General features: G+C 65.9%; 22 protein-coding genes. 10 read left to right on the top strand and 12 right to left on the bottom strand.

Annotated features, from left to right (window positions below):
• The first annotated feature begins 55 nt into the window (after positions 1-55).
• Positions 56-829, top strand: a complete 774-nt coding sequence (locus C4900_RS00545; protein WP_065969037.1) for a glycosyltransferase family 2 protein — start codon at positions 56-58, stop codon at positions 827-829.
• Here C4900_RS00545 and fabG read toward each other — a convergent pair.
• From fabG to C4900_RS00500, 9 genes are all read right to left on the bottom strand, one after another.
• Entirely contained in the window at positions 810-1,547 is a 738-nt protein-coding gene (gene fabG, locus C4900_RS00540; RefSeq protein ID WP_170132344.1) for a 3-oxoacyl-ACP reductase FabG, read from the bottom strand. The two genes, C4900_RS00545 and fabG, sit on opposite strands and share 20 nt — an antisense overlap.
• The gene (locus C4900_RS00535; protein WP_211306695.1) at positions 1,544-2,026 is read right to left on the bottom strand and encodes a hypothetical protein; all 483 of its coding nucleotides are present in this window, start codon (positions 2,024-2,026) and stop codon (positions 1,544-1,546) included. Before C4900_RS00535 ends, fabG begins: the two co-directional genes overlap by 4 nt.
• A 40-nt stretch (positions 2,027-2,066) precedes the next feature.
• Entirely contained in the window at positions 2,067-2,375 is a 309-nt protein-coding gene (locus tag C4900_RS00530) for a 3-hydroxyacyl-ACP dehydratase FabZ family protein (protein ID WP_065969035.1), read from the bottom strand.
• Positions 2,368-3,735, bottom strand: a complete 1,368-nt coding sequence (locus tag C4900_RS00525) for an AMP-binding protein (protein WP_114282114.1) — start codon at positions 3,733-3,735, stop codon at positions 2,368-2,370. The genes C4900_RS00530 and C4900_RS00525 overlap by 8 nt, the downstream gene beginning before the upstream one ends.
• Positions 3,732-4,436: a COG4648 family protein gene (locus C4900_RS00520; RefSeq protein ID WP_065969033.1), complete on the bottom strand. Its 705-nt coding sequence runs from the start codon at positions 4,434-4,436 to the stop codon at positions 3,732-3,734. The genes C4900_RS00525 and C4900_RS00520 overlap by 4 nt, the downstream gene beginning before the upstream one ends.
• Before the next feature lie 189 nt (positions 4,437-4,625).
• Positions 4,626-6,281 carry a chaperonin GroEL gene (gene groL / locus C4900_RS00515; RefSeq protein WP_065969032.1) on the bottom strand — a complete coding sequence of 552 codons (1,656 nt, stop codon included), beginning with the start codon at positions 6,279-6,281 and terminating at the stop codon, positions 4,626-4,628.
• Between the two features lie 26 nt (positions 6,282-6,307).
• Entirely contained in the window at positions 6,308-6,601 is a 294-nt protein-coding gene (gene groES, locus C4900_RS00510) for a co-chaperone GroES (RefSeq protein WP_065969079.1), read from the bottom strand.
• A gap of 150 nt (positions 6,602-6,751) precedes the next feature.
• Positions 6,752-7,162, bottom strand: a complete 411-nt coding sequence (locus tag C4900_RS00505) for an FxsA family protein (protein WP_065969031.1) — start codon at positions 7,160-7,162, stop codon at positions 6,752-6,754.
• Positions 7,159-7,938: an alpha/beta hydrolase gene (locus C4900_RS00500; protein ID WP_083995637.1), complete on the bottom strand. Its 780-nt coding sequence runs from the start codon at positions 7,936-7,938 to the stop codon at positions 7,159-7,161. Before C4900_RS00500 ends, C4900_RS00505 begins: the two co-directional genes overlap by 4 nt.
• A 242-nt stretch (positions 7,939-8,180) precedes the next feature.
• Here C4900_RS00500 and cutA point away from each other — a divergent pair, with 242 nt between their 5' ends.
• From cutA to C4900_RS00455, 9 genes are all read left to right on the top strand, one after another.
• Entirely contained in the window at positions 8,181-8,501 is a 321-nt protein-coding gene (gene cutA / locus C4900_RS00495) for a divalent-cation tolerance protein CutA (protein ID WP_114282113.1), read from the top strand.
• Positions 8,479-10,314, top strand: coding sequence for a protein-disulfide reductase DsbD (dsbD, locus tag C4900_RS00490; protein WP_065969029.1), 1,836 nt, complete (start codon positions 8,479-8,481; stop codon positions 10,312-10,314). The genes cutA and dsbD overlap by 23 nt, the downstream gene beginning before the upstream one ends.
• Entirely contained in the window at positions 10,311-10,844 is a 534-nt protein-coding gene (locus C4900_RS00485; protein ID WP_065969028.1) for a TlpA disulfide reductase family protein, read from the top strand. Before dsbD ends, C4900_RS00485 begins: the two co-directional genes overlap by 4 nt.
• A gap of 93 nt (positions 10,845-10,937) precedes the next feature.
• A complete protein-coding gene (aroQ, locus tag C4900_RS00480) occupies positions 10,938-11,381 on the top strand; it encodes a type II 3-dehydroquinate dehydratase (protein ID WP_065969027.1) in 444 nt (147 codons plus the stop codon).
• Between the two features lie 7 nt (positions 11,382-11,388).
• Positions 11,389-11,841, top strand: a complete 453-nt coding sequence (gene accB / locus C4900_RS00475) for an acetyl-CoA carboxylase biotin carboxyl carrier protein (RefSeq protein ID WP_065969026.1) — start codon at positions 11,389-11,391, stop codon at positions 11,839-11,841.
• A gap of 5 nt (positions 11,842-11,846) precedes the next feature.
• Positions 11,847-13,187, top strand: a complete 1,341-nt coding sequence (accC, locus tag C4900_RS00470; protein ID WP_065969025.1) for an acetyl-CoA carboxylase biotin carboxylase subunit — start codon at positions 11,847-11,849, stop codon at positions 13,185-13,187.
• Positions 13,188-13,197: 10 nt separating this feature from the next.
• Positions 13,198-14,067: a 50S ribosomal protein L11 methyltransferase gene (locus tag C4900_RS00465; RefSeq protein ID WP_065969024.1), complete on the top strand. Its 870-nt coding sequence runs from the start codon at positions 13,198-13,200 to the stop codon at positions 14,065-14,067.
• Entirely contained in the window at positions 14,064-14,693 is a 630-nt protein-coding gene (locus C4900_RS00460) for a zinc-ribbon and DUF3426 domain-containing protein (protein WP_114282112.1), read from the top strand. The genes C4900_RS00465 and C4900_RS00460 overlap by 4 nt, the downstream gene beginning before the upstream one ends.
• A 109-nt stretch (positions 14,694-14,802) precedes the next feature.
• A complete protein-coding gene (locus tag C4900_RS00455; protein ID WP_114282111.1) occupies positions 14,803-15,843 on the top strand; it encodes an IS110 family RNA-guided transposase in 1,041 nt (346 codons plus the stop codon).
• Between the two features lie 324 nt (positions 15,844-16,167).
• On the opposite strand, the gene C4900_RS00450 is transcribed toward C4900_RS00455, so the two are convergent.
• The 3 genes from C4900_RS00450 to C4900_RS00440 form a co-directional block, all read right to left on the bottom strand.
• Positions 16,168-17,427, bottom strand: coding sequence for a DDE-type integrase/transposase/recombinase (locus tag C4900_RS00450; protein WP_065969648.1), 1,260 nt, complete (start codon positions 17,425-17,427; stop codon positions 16,168-16,170).
• A 143-nt stretch (positions 17,428-17,570) separates the two neighbouring features.
• On the bottom strand, positions 17,571-18,455 hold the full coding sequence (locus C4900_RS00445) for a DUF4338 domain-containing protein (protein WP_114282110.1): 885 nt from the start codon (positions 18,453-18,455) through the stop codon (positions 17,571-17,573).
• An 8-nt stretch (positions 18,456-18,463) separates the two neighbouring features.
• Entirely contained in the window at positions 18,464-19,750 is a 1,287-nt protein-coding gene (locus tag C4900_RS00440; RefSeq protein WP_233431956.1) for an ISNCY family transposase, read from the bottom strand.
• Positions 19,751-19,840: the final 90 nt, after the last annotated feature.

The following is a 19,840-nucleotide window of genomic DNA, read 5'->3' as shown; positions in this document are numbered from 1 at the left end:
CGCCGCCAGGCGACTTGCGATTCGACCCCAACCCACTGACCGCGCCGGCTAGCCGATGCCCACCGCTTCCGCGACCCATCTGGTGCTGATCCCAAGCTACGACCCGGGCCCGAAGGTCTATGAGACCGTGGCCGAGGCCTTGCGCTACTGGGCCCCGGTATGGGTGGTCGTGGACGGTAGTACCGACGGCACCGCTGAAGGGCTCGTCGAGATGGCGCGTCATCATGCGGATCTTCTTGTCATCGTCGAACCGTATAATCGCGGAAAGGGTGCAGCCGTGCTGGCGGGTCTTACGCGCGCGCGCGCCGAGGGCTATACCCACGCCCTGTGCATGGACTCCGACGGCCAACATCCGGCATCCCTCATTCCGGCCTTCATGCAGGCCTCGGGCGCGCAGCCCAAGGCCATGATCCTGGGGGTTCCGGTATTCGCGGCCGATGCCCCGCGGGCGCGCGTTTACGGGCGGCGCCTCTCGAACCTGTTTACCGACATAGAAACCCTCGGACACCATATCGGCGACTCGCTGTTTGGATTTCGTGTCTACCCGATCGCACCGCTCTTTCGGATCATGAGCGCGCGCCGCTCCATGCGCCGATTCGACTTCGATCCGGAAGCGGCGGTGCGCCTCTTCTGGGAGGGGGTCACGGTCTGCAATATCGACGCCCCGGTCCGCTATCTGCGCAAGACCGAGGGCGGCATCTCGCACTTTCATTATGTGCGCGACAACCTGCTGCTCACCGGCATGCATATACGCCTGATCTTCGGGCTCCTCTATCGCCTGCCACGCCTGCTCCGGCCCGGCGCGAGACCTAGATCATGCCGCCGTTGATGGAAATGACCTGTCCGGTGATATAACCGGCCTGATCCGAGGCCAGGAAACCGATGAGATCGGCCACCTCGCGGCACTCGCCGGCACGGCCCATGGGGACGAGGCGGGCGATGTCGGCGGGGCCGAAGACGTGACTCATGGGCGTGGCAATGATGCCCGGGGCGACCGAATTGACGGTAATCCCGCGGCTTGCGACCTCGAGCGCCAGCGATTTGCCGGCGGCATGCAGGCCCGCCTTGGCGGCCGCGTAATTGGCCTGACCGCGATTGCCGATAAGGCCGGCGACCGACGTGACATTGATGATGCGCCCCCAGCGCGTGCGGATCATGGGCAAGAGCAAGGGCCTTGTCACATGAAAAAACCCATCCAAGGAGACATCGAGCGGGCGCCGCCATTGCGCCGCCGTCATGCCCGCCAGCACCGCGTCGTCGCATACGCCGGCATTATGCACAAGGATCTGGATGGGGGCCTCGGCCAGGAACGGGGCGAGGGCCGCGGCCACGGCGTGCCTATCCGCGAGATCAAAGACACAGAGCTCGGCGGTGGTACCGAGGGTGGTGAGCTCAGAGACCAGGCGCGCGGCGTCCGCGCTCCGCGTATGGGCATGACAGAGGACGTGACAGCCGTCCGCCGCCAGGCGGCGGCAGATCGCCGCACCCACGGCGCCGCTGGCACCGGTCACGAGCGCGCGGCGCGGCGCGAGCGCCCGATCGCTCACGAGGCGTGCCCCTGAAGGGGGGTGAATTGTACCGTGGCACGTCCCGAGACCAGAGGATTTGAGGCGGTCGCCACGAGAAACCGGTAACCGGCGCCCCGCGTATCGCGGGCCAGACATTGACAGTGGATGATGAGATCCCCGTCGATGTCATCGAGGCGCGCGACCTGGAACCGGACATCACGCACCGCCAGCAACGAACCGGCCGGTGGCGTCTGGCCGTCCCCGCACAACGCGCCGTGGATGGCCATGGCCTGGGCGGCATACTCGATCGCGCACGCCGCCCCGAGACGCCCGCGTACGCGCAAGGGATGGGTCGGATCGCGATGGCCATCGGCCAGGCACTCTATGGTGTCGTGATCATAGGCCCGTACCCCGGCCAACAGGCGCATGGCGCCCCGATGCGGCAGATAGCCGTCGATCTCGACGCGCCCCAGGCGCAGGGTGGGGGCGCAAGGCGCCGACCGGACGGACTCGCTCATGGCCGCCCCGGTAGCCGGCCAGGCCGTGTGGGCGTGGGCCTCATGGGGGCGCAGCGTGTGACGAGAGGGTGGCCACGGCCACGGGACGATCCGCCAGGAAAAGGCGGACGTCGAGGAGGCCCGGCCCGGAGTCCCGCCAGCGGAGCTGGACCTCTTGTCCGGGCCGGACCGGGTGCAGGAACTTGGCCGAGCCCACGCGCAGGGATTCGTAGGCAAGCCCGCGGGCCGCGCACACGACCGCCAGCACCTCGTCCAGGAGTAACGCGCCGGGCACGATCGGGTCACCCGGGAAATGGCCGGGGAAGGCCGGATGATCGGCGGGAAAGGCAAGGAGCGCCTCGTCAGCCATGGCGACCTCCCACTTGGCGGGTCCGGGATGTCAGGAGCCGGCGCAGGGCGGCGAGCGGCAACTTGCCGGTGGCAAGCCGCGGCAGGGCGTCGACCAGGACCAGCGGGCGCGGCAGAAACACCGGGTCCAGACGCGCGCGGAGGGCCGTTTCGATGCTCGCCGCGCTCAGGCCAGGGGCGACCACGAAGGCCGTGAGACGCGCAACCGGGCCCGCCAGGTCCTCATCGGGCATGTAAAAGGCGCCATCGACCACACCGGGGATGGCGAGTAGCTGCTGTTCGAGGAAGGCGATCGAGCTGCGCTTGCCGGCCACGTTCACGATGTCCGTGCCGCGGCCGTGTAGCCGGAACCTGCGAGGTCCGCTCGGTTCTATGATGTCGCCCAGGACGGCGGGGGTCTCGACATGCCCGCCATGGACCACAAACGACGTATCGCAGGCCTCCAGGACAAGCCCCGGGAAGAGCGTCCAGAGCTCGTCCTGCGTCGGGCGCCGGGTGGCGATCTGACCGGCCTCGGTGGCCCCGTAGATCTCATGCAGCGGCGCATCCAGGCGGCGCTCGGCCTCCTCGGCCAGGGCCCGGGGCAAGGGGGCAGTGGCGCATAACACGGCATCGAGCGCGGGGGTCACAGTCGCGCTCGTAAGGAGTGCGCGCAAGTGCACGGGCGATGTCACCAAAAGCCGCGGGCGCGGGACTGCCGCCAGTGCGTCGGCGATGTCTTCGGGATAAAACGGGCGGCCATGGTGCACCAGGGCGCGGCCATGCAGGCCCAGCATGACGCTCGACTCCAGTCCGTACATATGTTGCGGCGGTACAGTGGCGATGAGCGACCACACCGGGCCGTCATCGAGCCCCAGGCGCGCGGCCTCGGCGCGCGCCCCGGCCACGAGCGATCCCCAGGTCTTCACATGCGCCGCCGGGGTCCCGGTAGTCCCCGACGTGAACACGGTCGCGACCGGCCGGTCGAGGGGGATGCGCGGCACCGGCAACGCCTCCCGTCTGCGCCCCCCGGAATCGAGCCGCGGAAAGCGCAGCATCGGCAGGGCGACGGGGAAATCGCTGTCGGCAAGGCAGTACAGGTCCGGCATCTGCGCATGCAGGGACTTGATGGTCTCGACGGCATGGGTGGCCGGCAGCACCGTCATGCGGCCGGCGACTGCGGACGCCGCCAGCCCCACCAGGAAATGGTAGCGATCCGCGCAGGCGTTCAGAATCGGGCCGCGCGCCGGCCAGAGTGCGACCACGTCCGCGACATCGCCCAAAAATTGCGCGAGCGAGCGCGGTGCGCCCCGGTAAAAGGCCAGCACCTCGGCAGGGTCGGTGGCGGTGGTGAGCGCCGCGTCGGCAGGGGCGCGGGTCATTGCGGGAGGCGCCGGTAGGGCCGCGGCGCGTCGTCCTCGCCGGCGACAAGGCTGCGCCAATGGCGGCGGCTGGCGAGGATCACCTGGAGAAACCCGGCGCGCTCCTCACGGGGCACGACCACCCGGCGGACCAGGTACTCGCCTGTGAACACGAGCATCATGATGGGCCATGTAAGGATGCTGACGTAGAAGGCCCAGACCCGCACGCCGGCGGCAAAGAACAACAGCGCAGACAGGATCGCCAGGGCGCCAAAGAGCCCCGCCCAAAGCTGGGTGACACGCCGGGTGTAATGAGCAAGCGAGGGGCTTAAGGAGCCGCGCATGAGCAACGACAGGCGCGAGATGAGGGGCGTGCAAGACGGCCGGAGCGAACGCAAGAACAGGCCGCAGAGGAGCGCCATGACCCCCACATCCTCGGCGAGATATGCCCAGGAACAATGGGCGGTCATAAAGGCCCGGTAGTGCCAGAGGGTAAGGCACGCACCCCCCCAGAGGGTAAGCCAAAGGCCGCGTGCGCGGGCGGCCCACGCCGCCGTCAGGGTCAGCACGAGCAGGGGCGCAAAGGCAAACAGCGCGCCGAGCGGATCGAAATGCCGGGCGGTATTCGTGCGATAGGAAACCACGGGATAGGCCAGCAGCAACGCCGCAGTAGCCAGGGCGCGGGCCTTTCTGAGCCACATCCCCGTTTTGTGCACCCCCATTCGCAACCTCCCGGACCGCCGCTCGCGCCAGCGATGGATACGGCCACGCGCCCAAGGCGCCCTCACAGGTAATCGTGCCATCATAGCAGAAGATGGCGCGCGGCTTCGTCCGCCAGTCGGGAAGCGGACACAAAAAAAGGGGGCGGGGACCTTTCGGGCCCCGCCCCCGCGGTGCGCGATGGGACCGGCTTACATCATGCCGTCCATGCCACCCATGCCACCCATACCGCCCATGCCACCGGCACCCGCGCCGGCCGATGCCTTCTCCTCCTGCGGGAGCTCGGCGACCATGGCCTCGGTGGTGATCATGAGCCCGGATACGGAGGCCGCATTCTGCAAGGCCGTACGCGTGACCTTGGTGGGATCAAGGATACCCATGGTCAACATGTCGCCGTACTCGCCGGTCGCGGCATTGAAGCCAAAGCTCCCCTTGCCCTCGGCCACCTTGTTCATGACCACCGAGCCCTCGAGACCGGCGTTCATGACGATCATGCGCAACGGCTCTTCCATGGCACGGCGGGCGATCTGGATACCGACGTCCTGGTCGTGGTTGTCGCCCTTGACCTTCATGTTCTGCAGCGCCCGGATCAGGGCCACGCCGCCGCCCGGCACCACGCCTTCCTCGACCGCCGCGCGGGTCGCATGCAGGGCATCTTCCACGCGCGCCTTCTTCTCCTTCATCTCCACCTCGGTGGCCGCCCCGACCTTGATCAAGGCCACGCCGCCGGCGAGCTTGGCGACCCGCTCCTGCATCTTCTCCTTGTCATAGTCGGACGTCGCTTCCTCGATCTGGGCCCGAATCTGCTTCACGCGCGCCTCGATATCCTTGGAATTGCCGGCCCCGTCGATGATGGTGGTGTTCTCCTTGCTGACCTGCACGCGCTTGGCCGACCCAAGGACGTCGATGGTGGCCGCCTCGAGGGTCATGCCGATCTCTTCGGAGATCAGCTGGCCACCGGTCAGGATGGCGATATCCTGGAGCATGGCCTTGCGACGATCGCCAAAGCCCGGGGCCTTGACGGCGCAGACCTTCAAGATGCCGCGGATATTGTTCACCACCAACGTGGCGAGCGCCTCGCCCTCGACATCCTCGGAGATGATGAGCAGCGGACGGCCGGCCTTGGCCACACCTTCCAGGATCGGCAGAAGCTCACGAATATTGGAGATCTTCTTGTCGTAAATCAGGATGTAGGGGTTCTCGATATCGGCCGTCATCGTGTCCTGCTTGTTCACGAAGTAGGGCGACAGATAACCGCGATCGAACTGCATGCCTTCGACGATCTCGAGCGCGTTCTCAAGGCCCGAACCCTCTTCGACCGATATCACGCCCTCCTTGCCGACCTTGTCCATCGCCTCGGCGATGATGTTACCGATCGATTCATCGGAGTTGGCCGAGATCGTGCCCACCTGGGCGATCTCCTTATGATCCGAGCACGGGCGCGAGATCTTCTTCAGGGCGTCAACCGCCGCCGCCACCGCCTTGTCGATACCGCGCTTCAAGTCCATGGGGTTCATGCCCGCCGCCACCGACTTCAGGCCTTCGCGGAGGATGGCCTGCGCCAGAACGGTCGCCGTGGTCGTGCCGTCGCCGGCGATGTCGGAGGTCTGCGAAGCCACCTCCTTCACCATCTGCGCGCCCATGTTCTCGTACTTGTCCTTGAGCTCGACCTCCTTCGCGACCGAGACGCCATCCTTGGTGATGGTGGGCGCGCCGAACGATTTGTCGAGGACGACGTTGCGCCCCTTGGGGCCCAGGGTGACTTTCACTGCGTCGGCGAGGATGTTGACGCCGCGCAACATCCGGATGCGCGCGCTGTCACCGAATACGACTTCTTTAGCTGCCATGGTTCTTCCCTCTCTTTAAGCGTTCGTTATTTGCCGTCGATGATCGCGACTACATCTTCTTCGCGCATGACGAGCAGCTCCTCGGTGCCGACCTTGACCTCGGTCCCGGCGTATTTTCCGAAGAGCACCTTGTCGCCGACCTTGACGTCGAGCGGGCGCACCTCGCCGCTCTCTAGGATCTTGCCTTTGCCCACGGCCACGATCTCGCCCTGGATCGGCTTTTCCTTGGCCGTGTCGGGAATCACGATGCCACCGGCGGACTTCCGCTCTTCTTCCAGGCGGCGCACGATCACGCGGTCGTGCAGGGGGCGAATATTCATGCTCAATTCTCCTGTTTGTGGGTGAGGCTGCGCTTTCATAGGAATCTCCTTACTCTTAGGAAACCGCAATACCTGGAGTATCCGTGCTTGCTAGCACTCATCTCAGGTGAGTGCTAATCATAAACAAGGCCAATCTCTTGTCAAGCCCATCTAATCGCGGTACGAGCGAAACCGGCCCTCGAGCGGCTCCCGGGGACCGCCACCGGCCATCGGCGGCGACGCCCCCGGCGGGCGCCGCAGGGCGCGCCGCGCGGGCCCCACCAACAAGGCAAGCGCCAGGAGATCCGAGAAGAACCCCGGGAAGATCAAAAGCAGACCGGCCAGGCCCAGGGCCGCCCCTTCCCAGACCGCCTCGTGCGGGAGCCGGCCGTGAGACAGGGCGGCGCGCACATGGCCAAAGGTACGTACCGGCGAAAGCCGCAGCAACGCAAGCCCCGCAACCGGGCCGGCCACCAAAAGCCCCAGGGTCCACCATGGCCCGATCGCCTGCCACACGAGCACGATCACGACCACCTCGACGAGCGGCAAAAACACGATAAAACGCAGCAGCCGCGCGATCATGCCAGCACCCCGGCGCGGACATCGGCGGCCGGCCACAGGGCATCGACCTCAGCCAGGATCCTGGGGATGGCCGCCGTGAGGCGATGATCGCCGTCGGCCACGACCGTAAGGCGCTTGTCCGGGGCGTGCACATGGCGCAGAAAATCCTCGCTCACGGCCAGCGGCACGACCTCATCGCAATCCCCATGGATCATGGTCAACGGGCAGGGGAGGGTGACCGGCACCGACAAGACGTCATGGACGGCGGCGTCCTCGATCAGACGGTAGCCGAGCCGATAGACCGTTCCGGGTGGACCATAGGGGTCCGGGAGCGTCAACTGGCCCTCGCTGCGCCATTGCCGGCGCAGGTCTTGCGAGAGGCCGGCGTAGTAGCGCTGCAGGAAATTGAAGGCCGGGGCGAGCAACACGAGGCCAGCCACCGGGATGCGCCGCGAGCGCGCCATGAGCACCGCGAGCCAGGCGCCCAGGCTGGATCCGACAAGGATCAGCGGCCGCGGTGCATAGAGCGCGGCCACCGCGAGCGCGTCCTCGAGCCACCCCGAGAGGGTCTGCTCCACAAACACCCCGGTCGACGCGCCGTGCGCGGCCAGATCAAAGCGCGCCCACGAATAGCCGCGCGCCTGCGCGTGGCGGGTGAGCGCCGTGGCCTTTTCACCGGCGCAGTGGGAACGAAAGCCGTGCAGGAACAGTCCAACAGGGCCATAACCTGCGTCAGCCATTCGTCCCCGGATCAGGATATCCGGACGGGTATTGAGGGAGAACGCGGTCTCGAGCACGTAAGGCTATTCCGGATATCAGCAAGAGGTTATGGTATAAGAAGCGCGGCACACACGCGAATTGCGCGTCCGACGCTACGACGATCCACTTCACTGGCGCCTGCATACTGCGAGCCCCGGCATCAACCGGACCACACCGGCCCGGCGTGGGCCGCGCGGCTTGCACGGGACTTTAAGATGCGCGAACCGACAAGGAGTTCCCCGCGCGGCAAGCAGTCGCCGCCCTGCAGCGAGGCCAGGCCGTGCCCCAAGAGGCCCTGATCGTTTTCAGCACCTGCCCGCGAGCCGATGCGCCCGGGATCGCGAACGCGCTTGTGAATGGAAGGCTGGCGGCCTGCGTCAACCTCGTGGATGCCGTGCAATCGGTGTACCGCTGGCGCGGGCAGGTGGAGACCGCCACGGAAACGCTTTTGATCATTAAAACGACCACGGATCACTATGACGAAATGGAACGGCGCCTGCGGGCCTTGCACCCCTACGAAGTCCCGGAGATTGTGGCGGTCCCGATCGCCGGCGGCTATCCGCCCTACCTGCAATGGCTTGAAGACACTACTCGCCCTTAGCCTCGCGATCACGGCGGTACTGACCACGATCCCCGGCGCGCGCGCCGCCACCCACGGCGGGCCGCTCGCGGCCTTCAAGGCCTTCTTCAGTCATCGCCAGAAGCCGTTCCTGAAACGCAGCCAGGCCTATCGCCTGACGCTGAGCGCACCCGGCACCAACGAACTGTTGGCCCACTTTCGCATCGCCCGTGGCTATTATCTCTATCGCAACAAGATCCGCTTCACGCTGGCATCGCCCCGCTATGGCGTGACCCTGGGGCCGGTGGCCATGCCGCCTGCGAGCGTCGAGAAGAACCGGGTCCTGGGCACGCTGCTCATATACAAGAAGTCCTTTACGTTGCCCCTGCCCTTGACCGGCGCGCACCCCAACCAACGCCTGATCGTTCGCGCCCACTATCAAGGTTGCGCCATCGCCGGCATCTGTTATCCCCCGGTCACGCACACCCTGGTGGTGCGGCTGCCGGGCCAGACCGCGGCCTTGAACGCGGCCCATGAGGCCCCGGCGGCGCGCGCGCCCATGGCGCCACGCACCCCGGGCCCCGCTGCCGGGACTTGGTTCTGGGCGATCGTGAGCGCCTTTGGGATCGGATTGCTTTTGACCTTCACCCCATGCGTCCTGCCCATGATCCCGATCCTGTCTGGCATGCTCGTCGGCCGCGGACAAGAACGTCTCACCAAGCGCCAAGGTGCCGGGCTTTCGGTCGCCTATGTGCTCGGGACCGCCACCACCTACGCCGGTGCCGGGGCGCTGGCGGGGGCCACCGGCCAACAACTACAGGCCTACTTCGAGAACGCCTGGGGCATCGGGCTCCTCAGTTTGCTGTTCGTGCTCATGGCGCTTTCGTTGTTCGATCTCTACACGCTGCAGATGCCAGGCTTCATCCAGAGCCGGATCGCCGCGCGCAGCGCCGGCGTCAACCGCCGCTCGCTGGCCGGCGCCTACATGCTCGGCCTTGTGTCCGCCCTGGTCGTGGGGGCGTGCGTTTCCCCCCTCCTGGTGTCAGCGCTGGCTGTGGCGATCTCGAGTCACAGTGCCGGGCTTGGGGCGGCGATCATGTTTAGCATGGCGCTCGGCATGGGTGTGGTGCTGGTGGCCCTGGGTATCGGCGCCGGCTACCTCCTGCCCAAGGCCGGCCCCTGGATGGATACCGTCAAATACGCCTTCGGCGTGCTGCTTTTGGGGGTTGCCATCTACCTGCTCGGGCTCTTGCCGGCGGTGCCCGTGCTGCTGCTATGGGGCATCCTGCTGATCATAGTCGGCGTCTATCTCGGTGGCGGCCGGCTCGAGCCGGGGGCCAGCGGGTTTCGCAAGCTGCGCGCGGGGCTCGGGGTGGTGTTGCTCGTCTGGGGGGTCCTGGCGCTCGTCGGGGGCCTGCAAGGCAATCGCGACCCCCTGCACCCGTTGACCTTCCGCAGCGCCGGCGTGACCCGCGCCGGGACCCACGCCCTGACATTCCGCAAGGTCACGTCGCTTGCGGCGCTCGATCAGGCGCTCGCGCGCGCCGCCCGCTTAAACGAGCCGGCGCTCGTGGATTTTTCGGCAAGCTGGTGCGTGGATTGTACGCGCCTGCGGCGCGAGACCTTCCCCGATCCGCGCGTCCAAAGGGCGCTGCGCGGCTTTATGCTGATTGAGGCGGATGTGACCGAGAACACACCGGCGACGCGTGCCATGAAGCGGCGGTTCGGGGTTCTCGGGCCACCCGCGATCCTGTTCTTCTCGGCGCAGGGACGACCCTTGCGCCAAAAAGACTTTTACGGCTACAAGGGTCCACGGGCGCTCGCGCGCCTCGCGCATGAGGTGAAATCGATATGAAGGGACGCAGTCACGCGGTCTGGGCCGCGGCAGTCATCGGGGCCCTGGCGGCCGGTTTTGCAGTCGGCCGTTACGCGGCGCCCCATGCGCACGCGCATGCCCGGCACAGCATGCGCGTGCACTTCACCCTGCCCGACCTCGCTGGCAAACCGCGCACCCTCGATCACTGGCCGGCCAAGGTCTACCTGGTCAATTTCTGGGCCCCCTGGTGCCCGCCATGCCGCGCCGAGATCCCGCTCCTCATTCGCACCGCCCAGGCCGATAAGGCCCGCGGACTCGTGGTGGTCGGTATCGCCCTGGACCGCAAGGCGAAGGTGGCGCGCTTTGTTCACGCCCACCATATCCCCTATCCGGTGTTGCTCGGTGGAGAGCGCGGGCTTGAGATGCTGGCCCGCCTCGGGGACATGCAGGGCGCCATCCCGTTTAGTCTGCTGGTCACGCCCCACGGGCGCATCTTAACCGGTCAACTCGGGGCGTTTACCCGGGGCACGCTCAAGGCGGCCGTCGCCACCGCGTTTAAGAGACGGTGATTTGCCGGGAATTGCGGCGAAAAGCGGGTAACTGGACAAGAACGGCGGATACGGGCACAATGCGCGCACCGGGGACGTCCCGGCGGGAAACGCATGGCTGATCTGCTCGTACTGAATGGTCCCAACCTCAATCTCCTCGGCACCCGCGAGCCGCGCCATTACGGCACCGACACCCTGGCCGTGATTGAGGGGCGCCTGGCGGCGCTGGCCGCCGACATCGGACACAGCATCGCGTTTTTGCAGAGCAATGCCGAACACGAGCTCATCGCGCGCATCCATGAGGCGGCCACCGACGGCACGCGCGCCATCATCTTCAATCCCGCGGCGTTTACCCATACGAGCGTCGCCCTGCGCGACGCCCTGGGGGCGATCGGGTTGCCGTTCATCGAGGTCCATCTCTCAAACATCCACGCCCGCGAGCCGTTCCGCAACCGATCCTACTTCTCGGATATCGCCGCCGGCACGATCAGCGGGCTCGGCGCCTTGGGTTATGAGCTGGCCCTGATGGCGGCCATTTCCTACTTGCAACCTAGGTAAACATCCCGTGGACATCCGCAAAGTCAAAAAACTGATCGAAATGCTCGAGGCCTCGCACCTGGGCGAGATCGAGATCAAGGAGGGGGAGGAGTCGATCCGCATCAGCCGGGGATCCTCGGCAGCCGCCGTGCCGGCCGCCCCGGTACCGATGTCGGCCCCGCTGGCCCCGGCAGTCGCCCCGGCGGCGGCAAGTGCCGAACCGATGGCCGCGAAGCCCATGCCGAACGGGCATCCCGTGTGCTCGCCCATGGTCGGCACGTTTTATCGCGCGCCATCGCCGGATGCCCAGCCGTTCGTGGAGGTCGGCACCTCCGTGAACGTCGGGGATCCGCTGTGCATCATCGAGGCCATGAAGATGCTAAACGAGATCGAGGCCGACCGCGCCGGGGTGATCAAGGCCGTCCTCAAGGAAAATGGCCAGCCCGTCGAGTACGGCGAAACGCTGTTCATCATCGAATAACCGTCATGATCGACAAGGTGGTGATCGCCAATCGCGGGGAAATCGCCCTGCGCATCCAGAGGGCCTGCCGGGCGCTCGGCATCAAGACCGTGGCGCTGCATTCGGAGGCCGACCGCGACGCCAAATACGTGCGGCTCGCCGACGAGTCGGTGTGTATCGGCCCGGCGGCCGCGTCCAAGAGCTATCTCAACATACCGGCGGTCATAAGCGCCGCCGAGGTCACGGACGCCGTGGCCATCCATCCCGGCTATGGCTTTCTGTCGGAGAATGCCGACTTCGCCGAACGCGTCGAGCAGAGTGGGTTCATTTTCATAGGACCGCGCCCGGAGACGATACGGCTCATGGGCGACAAGATCTCGGCGATCCGCGCCATGAAAGAGGCCGGGGTGCCGTGCGTGCCGGGTTCCGACGGTCCGCTCGACAACGATGAGGCGCGCACGCTCGCGATGGCGCGCGACATCGGCTATCCGGTCTTGATCAAGGCCACCGGCGGGGGCGGCGGAAAGGGAATGCGCGTGGTGCACGCCGAGGGCGCGCTTTTGAGTTCGCTGGCGCTGACCCGCGCCGAGGCCAAGGCGGCGTTCAACAACGACGTCGTCTACATGGAAAAGTATCTGGAGAAGCCCCGCCACGTCGAGTTCCAGGTACTGGCCGACGAGCATGGGCATGCCGTGCATCTTGGGGAGCGCGATTGCTCCCTGCAGCGCCGCCACCAGAAGGTGATCGAGGAGTGCCCGGCCCCGGGCATATCCCGCGAGATGCGCGAGCGTATCGGGCGGATCTGCGTCGAGGCGTGCCGGCGCATCGGCTATCGCGGCGCCGGGACCTTCGAGTTTCTCTACGAGAACGGCCAGTTCTACTTCATCGAGATGAATACGCGCATTCAGGTCGAACACCCGGTCACCGAGCTCGTGACCGGCATCGACATCGTCCAGCAGCAGATACTGATCGCCTCCGGTGAGCCCCTGCGCTACCGCCAGGAAGATATCGTGATGCGCGGGCATGCCATGGAGTGCCGTATCAACGCCGAGGACGCGGCCACCTTCATGCCATCCCCGGGCCGCATCACCCAGTACCATCAACCCGGGGGGCCCGGCATCCGCGTCGATTCGCACGTCTACAATAACTATGTCGTGCCGCCGTTCTACGACTCCATGATCGGCAAGCTGATCGCCTACGGGGACACCCGCGAGGCGGCCATGGCGCGGCTGCGTATCGCCTTGAGCGAGATGGTGGTGGACGGCATAAAGACCAACATACCGCTCCATCATCTGCTTTTGAACGACGCGCTGTTCCAGGCCGGTCCGGTCGATATCCACTACCTGGAAGAACGCCTGAAGACGTGAGGGTGCGGCCGTGAGCGTGAGGCTTTCGTGCATTGCCCGTGGTGTGCGCGTGGAGGCCTTGGGCCAGATCCTCGAGGCCGCAGGCGCGCGCGCGCTCGCCTTCGAGGAGGTCCCAGGGGGGCCGGCCTTTTACGACGAGGGCCTGGCTTGCGAGCCACGCTACTGGCCGCGCACCCGTATCGCGGCCTTCTTCGCGAGCGAGGCGCAGGCGCGTTTCGCGCAAGAGATCATAGCCGGGGAGGTCGAGGCGCCCTGCCGGGAGCCGGTGGTAGACGAGGGCTGGGAGGCGCTCACCGCGCGCGACTGGCAGGCGTTCCCCATAACGGAGGGGTTATGGATATACCCTAACGACGAGCCGGCCCCACCGGGAAGGCTGGCCGTGCATCTCGATCCGGGACTGGCGTTCGGGACCGGCACCCACCCGACGACGCGTTTATGTCTCAGGTGGCTGTACGAGACCCTCCGGGAGCAGGCACACCCGGGCCTCGAGGTCCTCGATTTCGGGTGCGGGTCGGGGATATTGGCGATCGCCGCCTTGCGCCTGGGGGCGGGCGCGGCATGGGGCGTCGACATCGACCCCCTGGCACTGACCGCGACTTGGGAGAACGCGCAGCGCAACGGCGTGGGCGACCGGTTGCGCGCCGCCACGGAGCTTGCGCGCGACCGACACCCCTATGATCTGGTGGTGGCCAACATCCTGGCCGGCCCGTTGATCGCTCATGCCCCGGCACTCATGCGCGCCACCGCCGCCTGTGGGCGGCTCGCGCTCTCCGGCATCCTCCCCGATCAGGTCCCGGCGGTGGTCCAGGCCTTTCCCGAATTCGCGCTCACCCCCTGCGAAGACGAGGGGTGGGTCCTGTTGCACGGCCGACGGCCATGATCCTCACCCAATGCCCGTCGTGCCGCACCCTCTTTAAAGTCGACAGCAAGGCCTTGGAGGCCTGTGGCGGGGCGGTACGGTGCGGGCAGTGCGCGGCAGTGTTTCAGGCCGACGTCTATCGCCTGGAAGGCGATGTCATCGCCGATCCGGGGCGCTCGCCTACGCGCACGTGGCCGCTGGCCATCGCAGCCTTGCTGCTCGCCGGGGCGCTTGGCGTGCAAGGCCTGTACGCGGCGCGCGCGGCGCTTGCCCGACGGGCCCTGACGAGGCCCGTGGTCGAGGCGCTGTGCCGGGCCGTACCCTGCGACTTGGCGCACCCGGCAGCCCTCGACCGCTTTCATCTGCGCGCTGCGCGCGTGACCCAAGGGACAGGCGGCGTGCTGCGCATCCGCGCGCAACTCCGGAATGCCGCGGGCTTCCGGCAGTCCCTGCCTTTCCTGGAGGTGACATTGCGGTCGGCGCGCGGTCGCGTCATCGCACGCGCCCACTTCCCGGCACGGGTCTTCCTGCGTCACTTACGGCCCACGCTCGCGCCCGGCGAGACCGCCGCGGTGCACCTTGACCTGCACGTCCCGGCCCGGGCCACGAGCTGGCAGCTCGCGCTCCTGGCCGCCCCCAAACGATAGGTCAGTCCTTTCCAATTCAGAAATAATGGGATGGTCGCCCCCTCCCTAACCGGCATCAACAGTGCCAAAGTGGAGCGTGTGACGTACCACTGACAGGAAGGAGGCGACAATGAAGGTTACAACGGTAGGAGTGGATCTCGCAAAGGCCGTTTTTGCGGTTCACGGAGTGGATGGCCGGGGCAAGGTGGTGTTCCGGAAGGCCCTTAAGCGAACTCAGGTTCTTACGTTCTTCGCCAACTTGGAGCCCTGCTTGATCGGTATGGAGGCCTGTGGAAGCGCCCATCATTGGGCTCGGCAGCTTACGGCGTTGGGACACACGGTGAAGCTGATGGCTCCGCAGTTCGTAAAGCCCTATGTGCGGACCAACAAGAATGATGCCGCCGACGCCGAGGCGATCTGTGAAGCCGTGTCCCGTCCCAGTATGCGCTTCGTGCCCATCAAAGCCACCGAGAGTCAGGCGGTCCTGGCCCTGCATCGCGCCCGCCAGGGATTCGTCAAAGCGCGCACCGCGCAGGGGAATCAGATCCGCGGATTGCTCGCGGAGTTCGGTCTCGTGATCCCACAAGGCCTGAGCCACATCACAAAGTACATCCCGCGAATCCTGGAAGACGCCGAGAATGACCTGCCCGACACCCTGCGCGCGTTGATCGCACGCCTAACGGCCCACCTGGGTGAGCTGGACCGCCAAGTCCATGAACTCGAGGCCCAGATCCAGGCCTGGCACCGACAGAACGCAGATAGTCAGCGGCTTGCCGCGATCCCCGGCATCGGCCCGATCACGGCCACGGCCCTCGTGGCCTCGATTGGTGATGCGAAGACCTTCGCCAATGGCCGCCAACTCGCCGCTTGGCTTGGGCTCGTGCCCCGGCAGCATTCGAGCGGTGGCAAGCCCACGTTGCTTGGCATCAGCAAGCGCGGAGACGTCTATCTGCGGACACTCCTCATCCATGGTGCCCGTGCGGTGACCCGCGTCCCCGCAGGTAAGGCCCGGACGGACGCCTGGCTGAAGCGGCTACTCGACCGCCGCCACAAGAACGTCGCGGCGGTGGCGCTTGCCAATAAGAATGCGCGTACGGCGTGGGCGCTGCTCGTCCACGGGCGCGATTATCGACCAGACTACACATCATCCTCAACGCCGGTGGCCGCATAGCCGCACCGGCGGAATAAAGACGAGGACCGAGACACGCGGGTTACACCCAGGAGGCTCTCCCAACGGTTGCTTCAGGCAATCATGACGTGATGGCAAGGCAGGTAGGACCGTGAATGGCTCAATCTGACAGACTCATAGCACCTCGAGTGCGTTGAAATGATGAGACGCCATTCAGCAAATTCCATCAGGGACAGAGGCTTTATGCCTCATCAAAAGTCCGGATGTATGGCTGCATACCGTACCTTCTTGACATCGTGAAATGAGGGCTTGGCAAACTGGGGGCGACCATGTATGAGCCTGAAGGAAGGCGGTAGGTGAGCCCCCTCAGGCGGCCGGGTTTTGGGCCTTGTTGATGGAACGAAAGAGTTCAGCCCTGGCCTGGTTGAGGCGTTGGGCGGCCTCATTATCGCTGATGGCATAGGCGATTGCATCCAGCTGTTTGAAGGTGATGCCGGGCTTCAGGTACTGGTGGGCCTCGGGCAGGGACTTGAGCTTGTCGTAGGGGGTCATCATGTCCTCATAGCGGTAGCGCTTGCGGACCCGACCCTTGTCATCGACCGCCTCGGTGGGAAAGAAGCAGGGCCGGTGGAAGTTGAGATAGGGCGAGAGCACACCCTGGGTGAAGGCGTTGACCTGGCTTGCGAAGCGCCCGGGGATGTGGGCGTAGCCGAGGTGCTTGCGCACCACCGAGCCGTTTTTGGACTCGACCAGGGCGTTGTCATTGGTCCTGCGGGCGCGGGACTTGGTGAACTGCTCGATGCGCAGCTTCTCCAGCAAGGCGACGACGCGCGTGTTGATGTACTCCGAGCCGTTGTCGGCGTGAAAGCCGAGGACAACGAAGGGGAAGGCCTCGATGAGGGCCTCCAGGACCGGGAGCAGGAAGTGTTCCGAGATGCGCTCGACGGAGCCAACGAACTGGAACTGGGAGACCTCGTCGACGAGGTTGATGTGGTAGAGCCCCTTGATGCCGTCGAGGTCGCCCTGATGGACGGAATCGACCCGCAGGAAGCCGGGGCGCCCCTCGGGGCGTGGCTTTCGCCGCTCGCCGATGTTGACCTTGACCGGGTGGGTTTTGTCCACGGCGCCGCGCACCCGCCGGTAGGTCTGTGACTGTCTGAGGTTGTAGAGGTGGCCGTTGGAGATGCGGGCCAGGCGCTCGTAGCGCGCATCGTCGAACACCTCGTAGGCGCGCTCGCAGAGCTTGCGGGTGGCCGGTCCCGAGAGGGCACCGTGCAGGGCATCGAGCTCGGCGAGCAGGCGCACATCGGCCGGGGTGTAGCGGCGGGCGAAGGGCTTGGCGGGCGGGCCGCGGCGGTCGCGGATGCGGCCGGTATCGCGGAACTGCTGGATGAGCCGGGTCATTTGCGCCCGAGACAGGCCGGAGACCTTCTCCAGATAGCGCCGCACCAAGCCCTTGTCAGCCTTGCCCTGGCGGGTGTACCGGAGGCGGCGCAGCTCGGCGACAATCCACTCGTAGGTCACCTCGCGGGCCGGGGCCTCGAAACCGAGGGGTTGGGTACCTTCGAGGAAGGCACGGATGTGCTCCAGCGTCTGGAGCCCTTGGGTCTTGAGGGTCACGATCATCATCCTCCGATGATGCCCAACCCCGGCCCCTTCAGGCTCACCTCACGTTGGAATCACACCCCTCCTTCAGGCTCATGTGTCATTGGACAAGCAGCAATTCTCAATGTGAAGCGACGCCGCTTCGGAATGGGGTGGCGGTCGATCTACGGGGTTTGCGTGAGTCTCTGCCGGACGTCGGGTACGAGCGGATAGAGCCATATCCGCTTGGGGCTTGCCCCATGGCGTGTGTGTTGGCGGTCTGCGCGGCCGCGGCCGGTGGTAAGACCCACGTCGATCCAGTTGGCAGCGAGATAGCAATGTCCCGTAAAACGGGTCGGATCGACGAGGGTCTCGGCCAGGAGGGGCTTAACGCCGTAGGCGGCCGTCCAATCGATGGTGACGGTGCGTAACGCGAGCGCCAGCACGTGGCTCGCGAGGTTGGGAACCCGCACGTGGGGCAAGATCAGGAAGCGGGAGTTACAGATAATCTGCTGGAGGCACCGGGCCCGGGTGGCATCGTCCCAGCCGATCCACTGATCGCGTCCCTTAAGGCGCCAGGCGGGCGAAGAGAACTGCAGGCAGCCCAGGACCGTGGGGCTTTTGGATGTGGCCTGGATCAGGTAGCGGAGATGGGCACCAAAGGGCACGCGATGGCCGAGGGGATGATGGCGCTCGATCAACGTGCGCCAGAGCGTCCGGTCTGCGGGTGTTTCCACGCGCTGCAGTCGGATCGGCTGCAGGGTGGCAAGCGGCGCGTCGAGCGGGGCTGACTGTGGGTCCGGGCCGGCCGGAACCGTAGTGCGAGCGCCTTGCGGACGCCCGGGCCGCAACGGGGCGAGACCAATCAGCCCCGCCTCCTGCATCCGCTCAAGCAGTGCCCGGCATTCGATCGTCTTCGGGTGTCCGTTGGGGCGGTGCCAGTCGAGGAGTTCGCACACCGTCTGCGCCAACTCATGGCGGCTTAAGCCCCCATAGCGCTTCGCCAAGGCCACGATCAGCGATCGTTGCTGCGCCTCGAGTACCTGACCACAAAAGCGGATGTCCTCCATAATGGTCCTCAACTGCTGTCGGGGGCGTCGATTTCGAGGCCTTTCAACATGAAGTCGAGCAAGGCCTCGAAGCTCTCGAAGCACAGATACCGCGTCAAGGCCCGGATATCATCAAAAAAGGTCTGACGGGTGGGGAGGCTTGCGCGGAGCAAGCGGTATTTGTGACTGGTCATCTCCTGCACGGTATGCAGCAGGAAGGCGAGGAGGTTCAAGGTCGCCAAGAGCGACGAGAGGTGCTTCTTGCCGTGCCCGAAGTTGTGTTCGAAGTGGTAGCCCTTGGTCTTTAAGGTGTTGTTGGCGCCGTTCTCGATGCCCCAGCGCGCCCGGGCGGCGGCCGCGAGGGCGGCGACGTTCCCTGGGTGGATCGTGTGCCGCGTGACCCAGGCGTTGTGGTAAATCGTTTGGCCCCCGGCATCGGTGGTGGTGAGCTCCAGCCAGTGGACACACAGCGCATCCAAGCCGGCGCGCAAGGGCAGCTCCGAAGCGAAGCGGTAGGTGTCGGTCAAGGTCTGCTTACCCTTGCGGCGCGTGATCTCATGGGTGGTCACGCCCCCCGCGCGCGCGAGGCCCTCGACCTCCTCATACAGTGTGGGGTGCGAGCTCGGTTTGCAGACCAGGAGGAAGTGTAACCCCGCCGCCAGGATCTGCTCGCACAGGGGTTGACGGCTGTAGAGGTCGTCGCCGAGCACGGTGACGTGCTGATCCCGGTAGCGGCCGGCGCTGGCCGCAAGCCAGCGGCTGGCGGCGGCGGTTTCACAATCCTGCTTGTCGTGGCCGTCCTGCGGGACAATAAACTCGGGCGCCAGGGGGATCACCCGACTTAAAGTCGGGGCCACGATCACTGGTGTGATCACGGTATGGGAGTAGCTGGTTTGGCCATTGTGATGCTTGGCTACCGTACATTGTGGGCAATGGATGGTGTGGGAGGAGTGATAAGCCGTCCCATCCAGGGCGATGAGTAGCGCGCCCGGACCGTCTTCAGAGGCCTCGAGGGACACCCGAAAGGGATCGATGTGACCGCCGGCGTTCAGGGCCTCAAATATCTGCGTAAAGAGCGGGAACAGGTGAGAAGGCGCCACGGGATCGAGCATCGTGCGCACACAATTGTCCGTCGGGATCTGGCTCATGCCAAAGAGCGTCTGGGCATTGCTTTGGCCACGGGTCTGCTCCATCGTCCTCTGATAGGCCAGAAACGACGGGCTTTGCGTGGTGAACACGGCAAAGGCCGCCAGCGCCGCATCTTCCATGGTATAGACGCAGTTCTTCCCGGTCCGTTTGTCAGGGGCCGCCCGCATGACCTCCTTGAGCGACTCCACCAGGGAGTTCAGGCTCAGGGGATTTCCGGTAACAAGATCCGTCACGCCGCGCTCGCGCCCAATGGCCCA

Origin of the sequence: Acidiferrobacter thiooxydans, assembly GCF_003333315.1 — a bacterium.
In the GTDB taxonomy this organism is placed as follows: domain Bacteria; phylum Pseudomonadota; class Gammaproteobacteria; order Acidiferrobacterales; family Acidiferrobacteraceae; genus Acidiferrobacter; species Acidiferrobacter thiooxydans.
The sequence above is the reverse complement of the archived record's forward strand: the minus strand, read 5'-3'. Positions and strand labels throughout refer to the sequence as shown.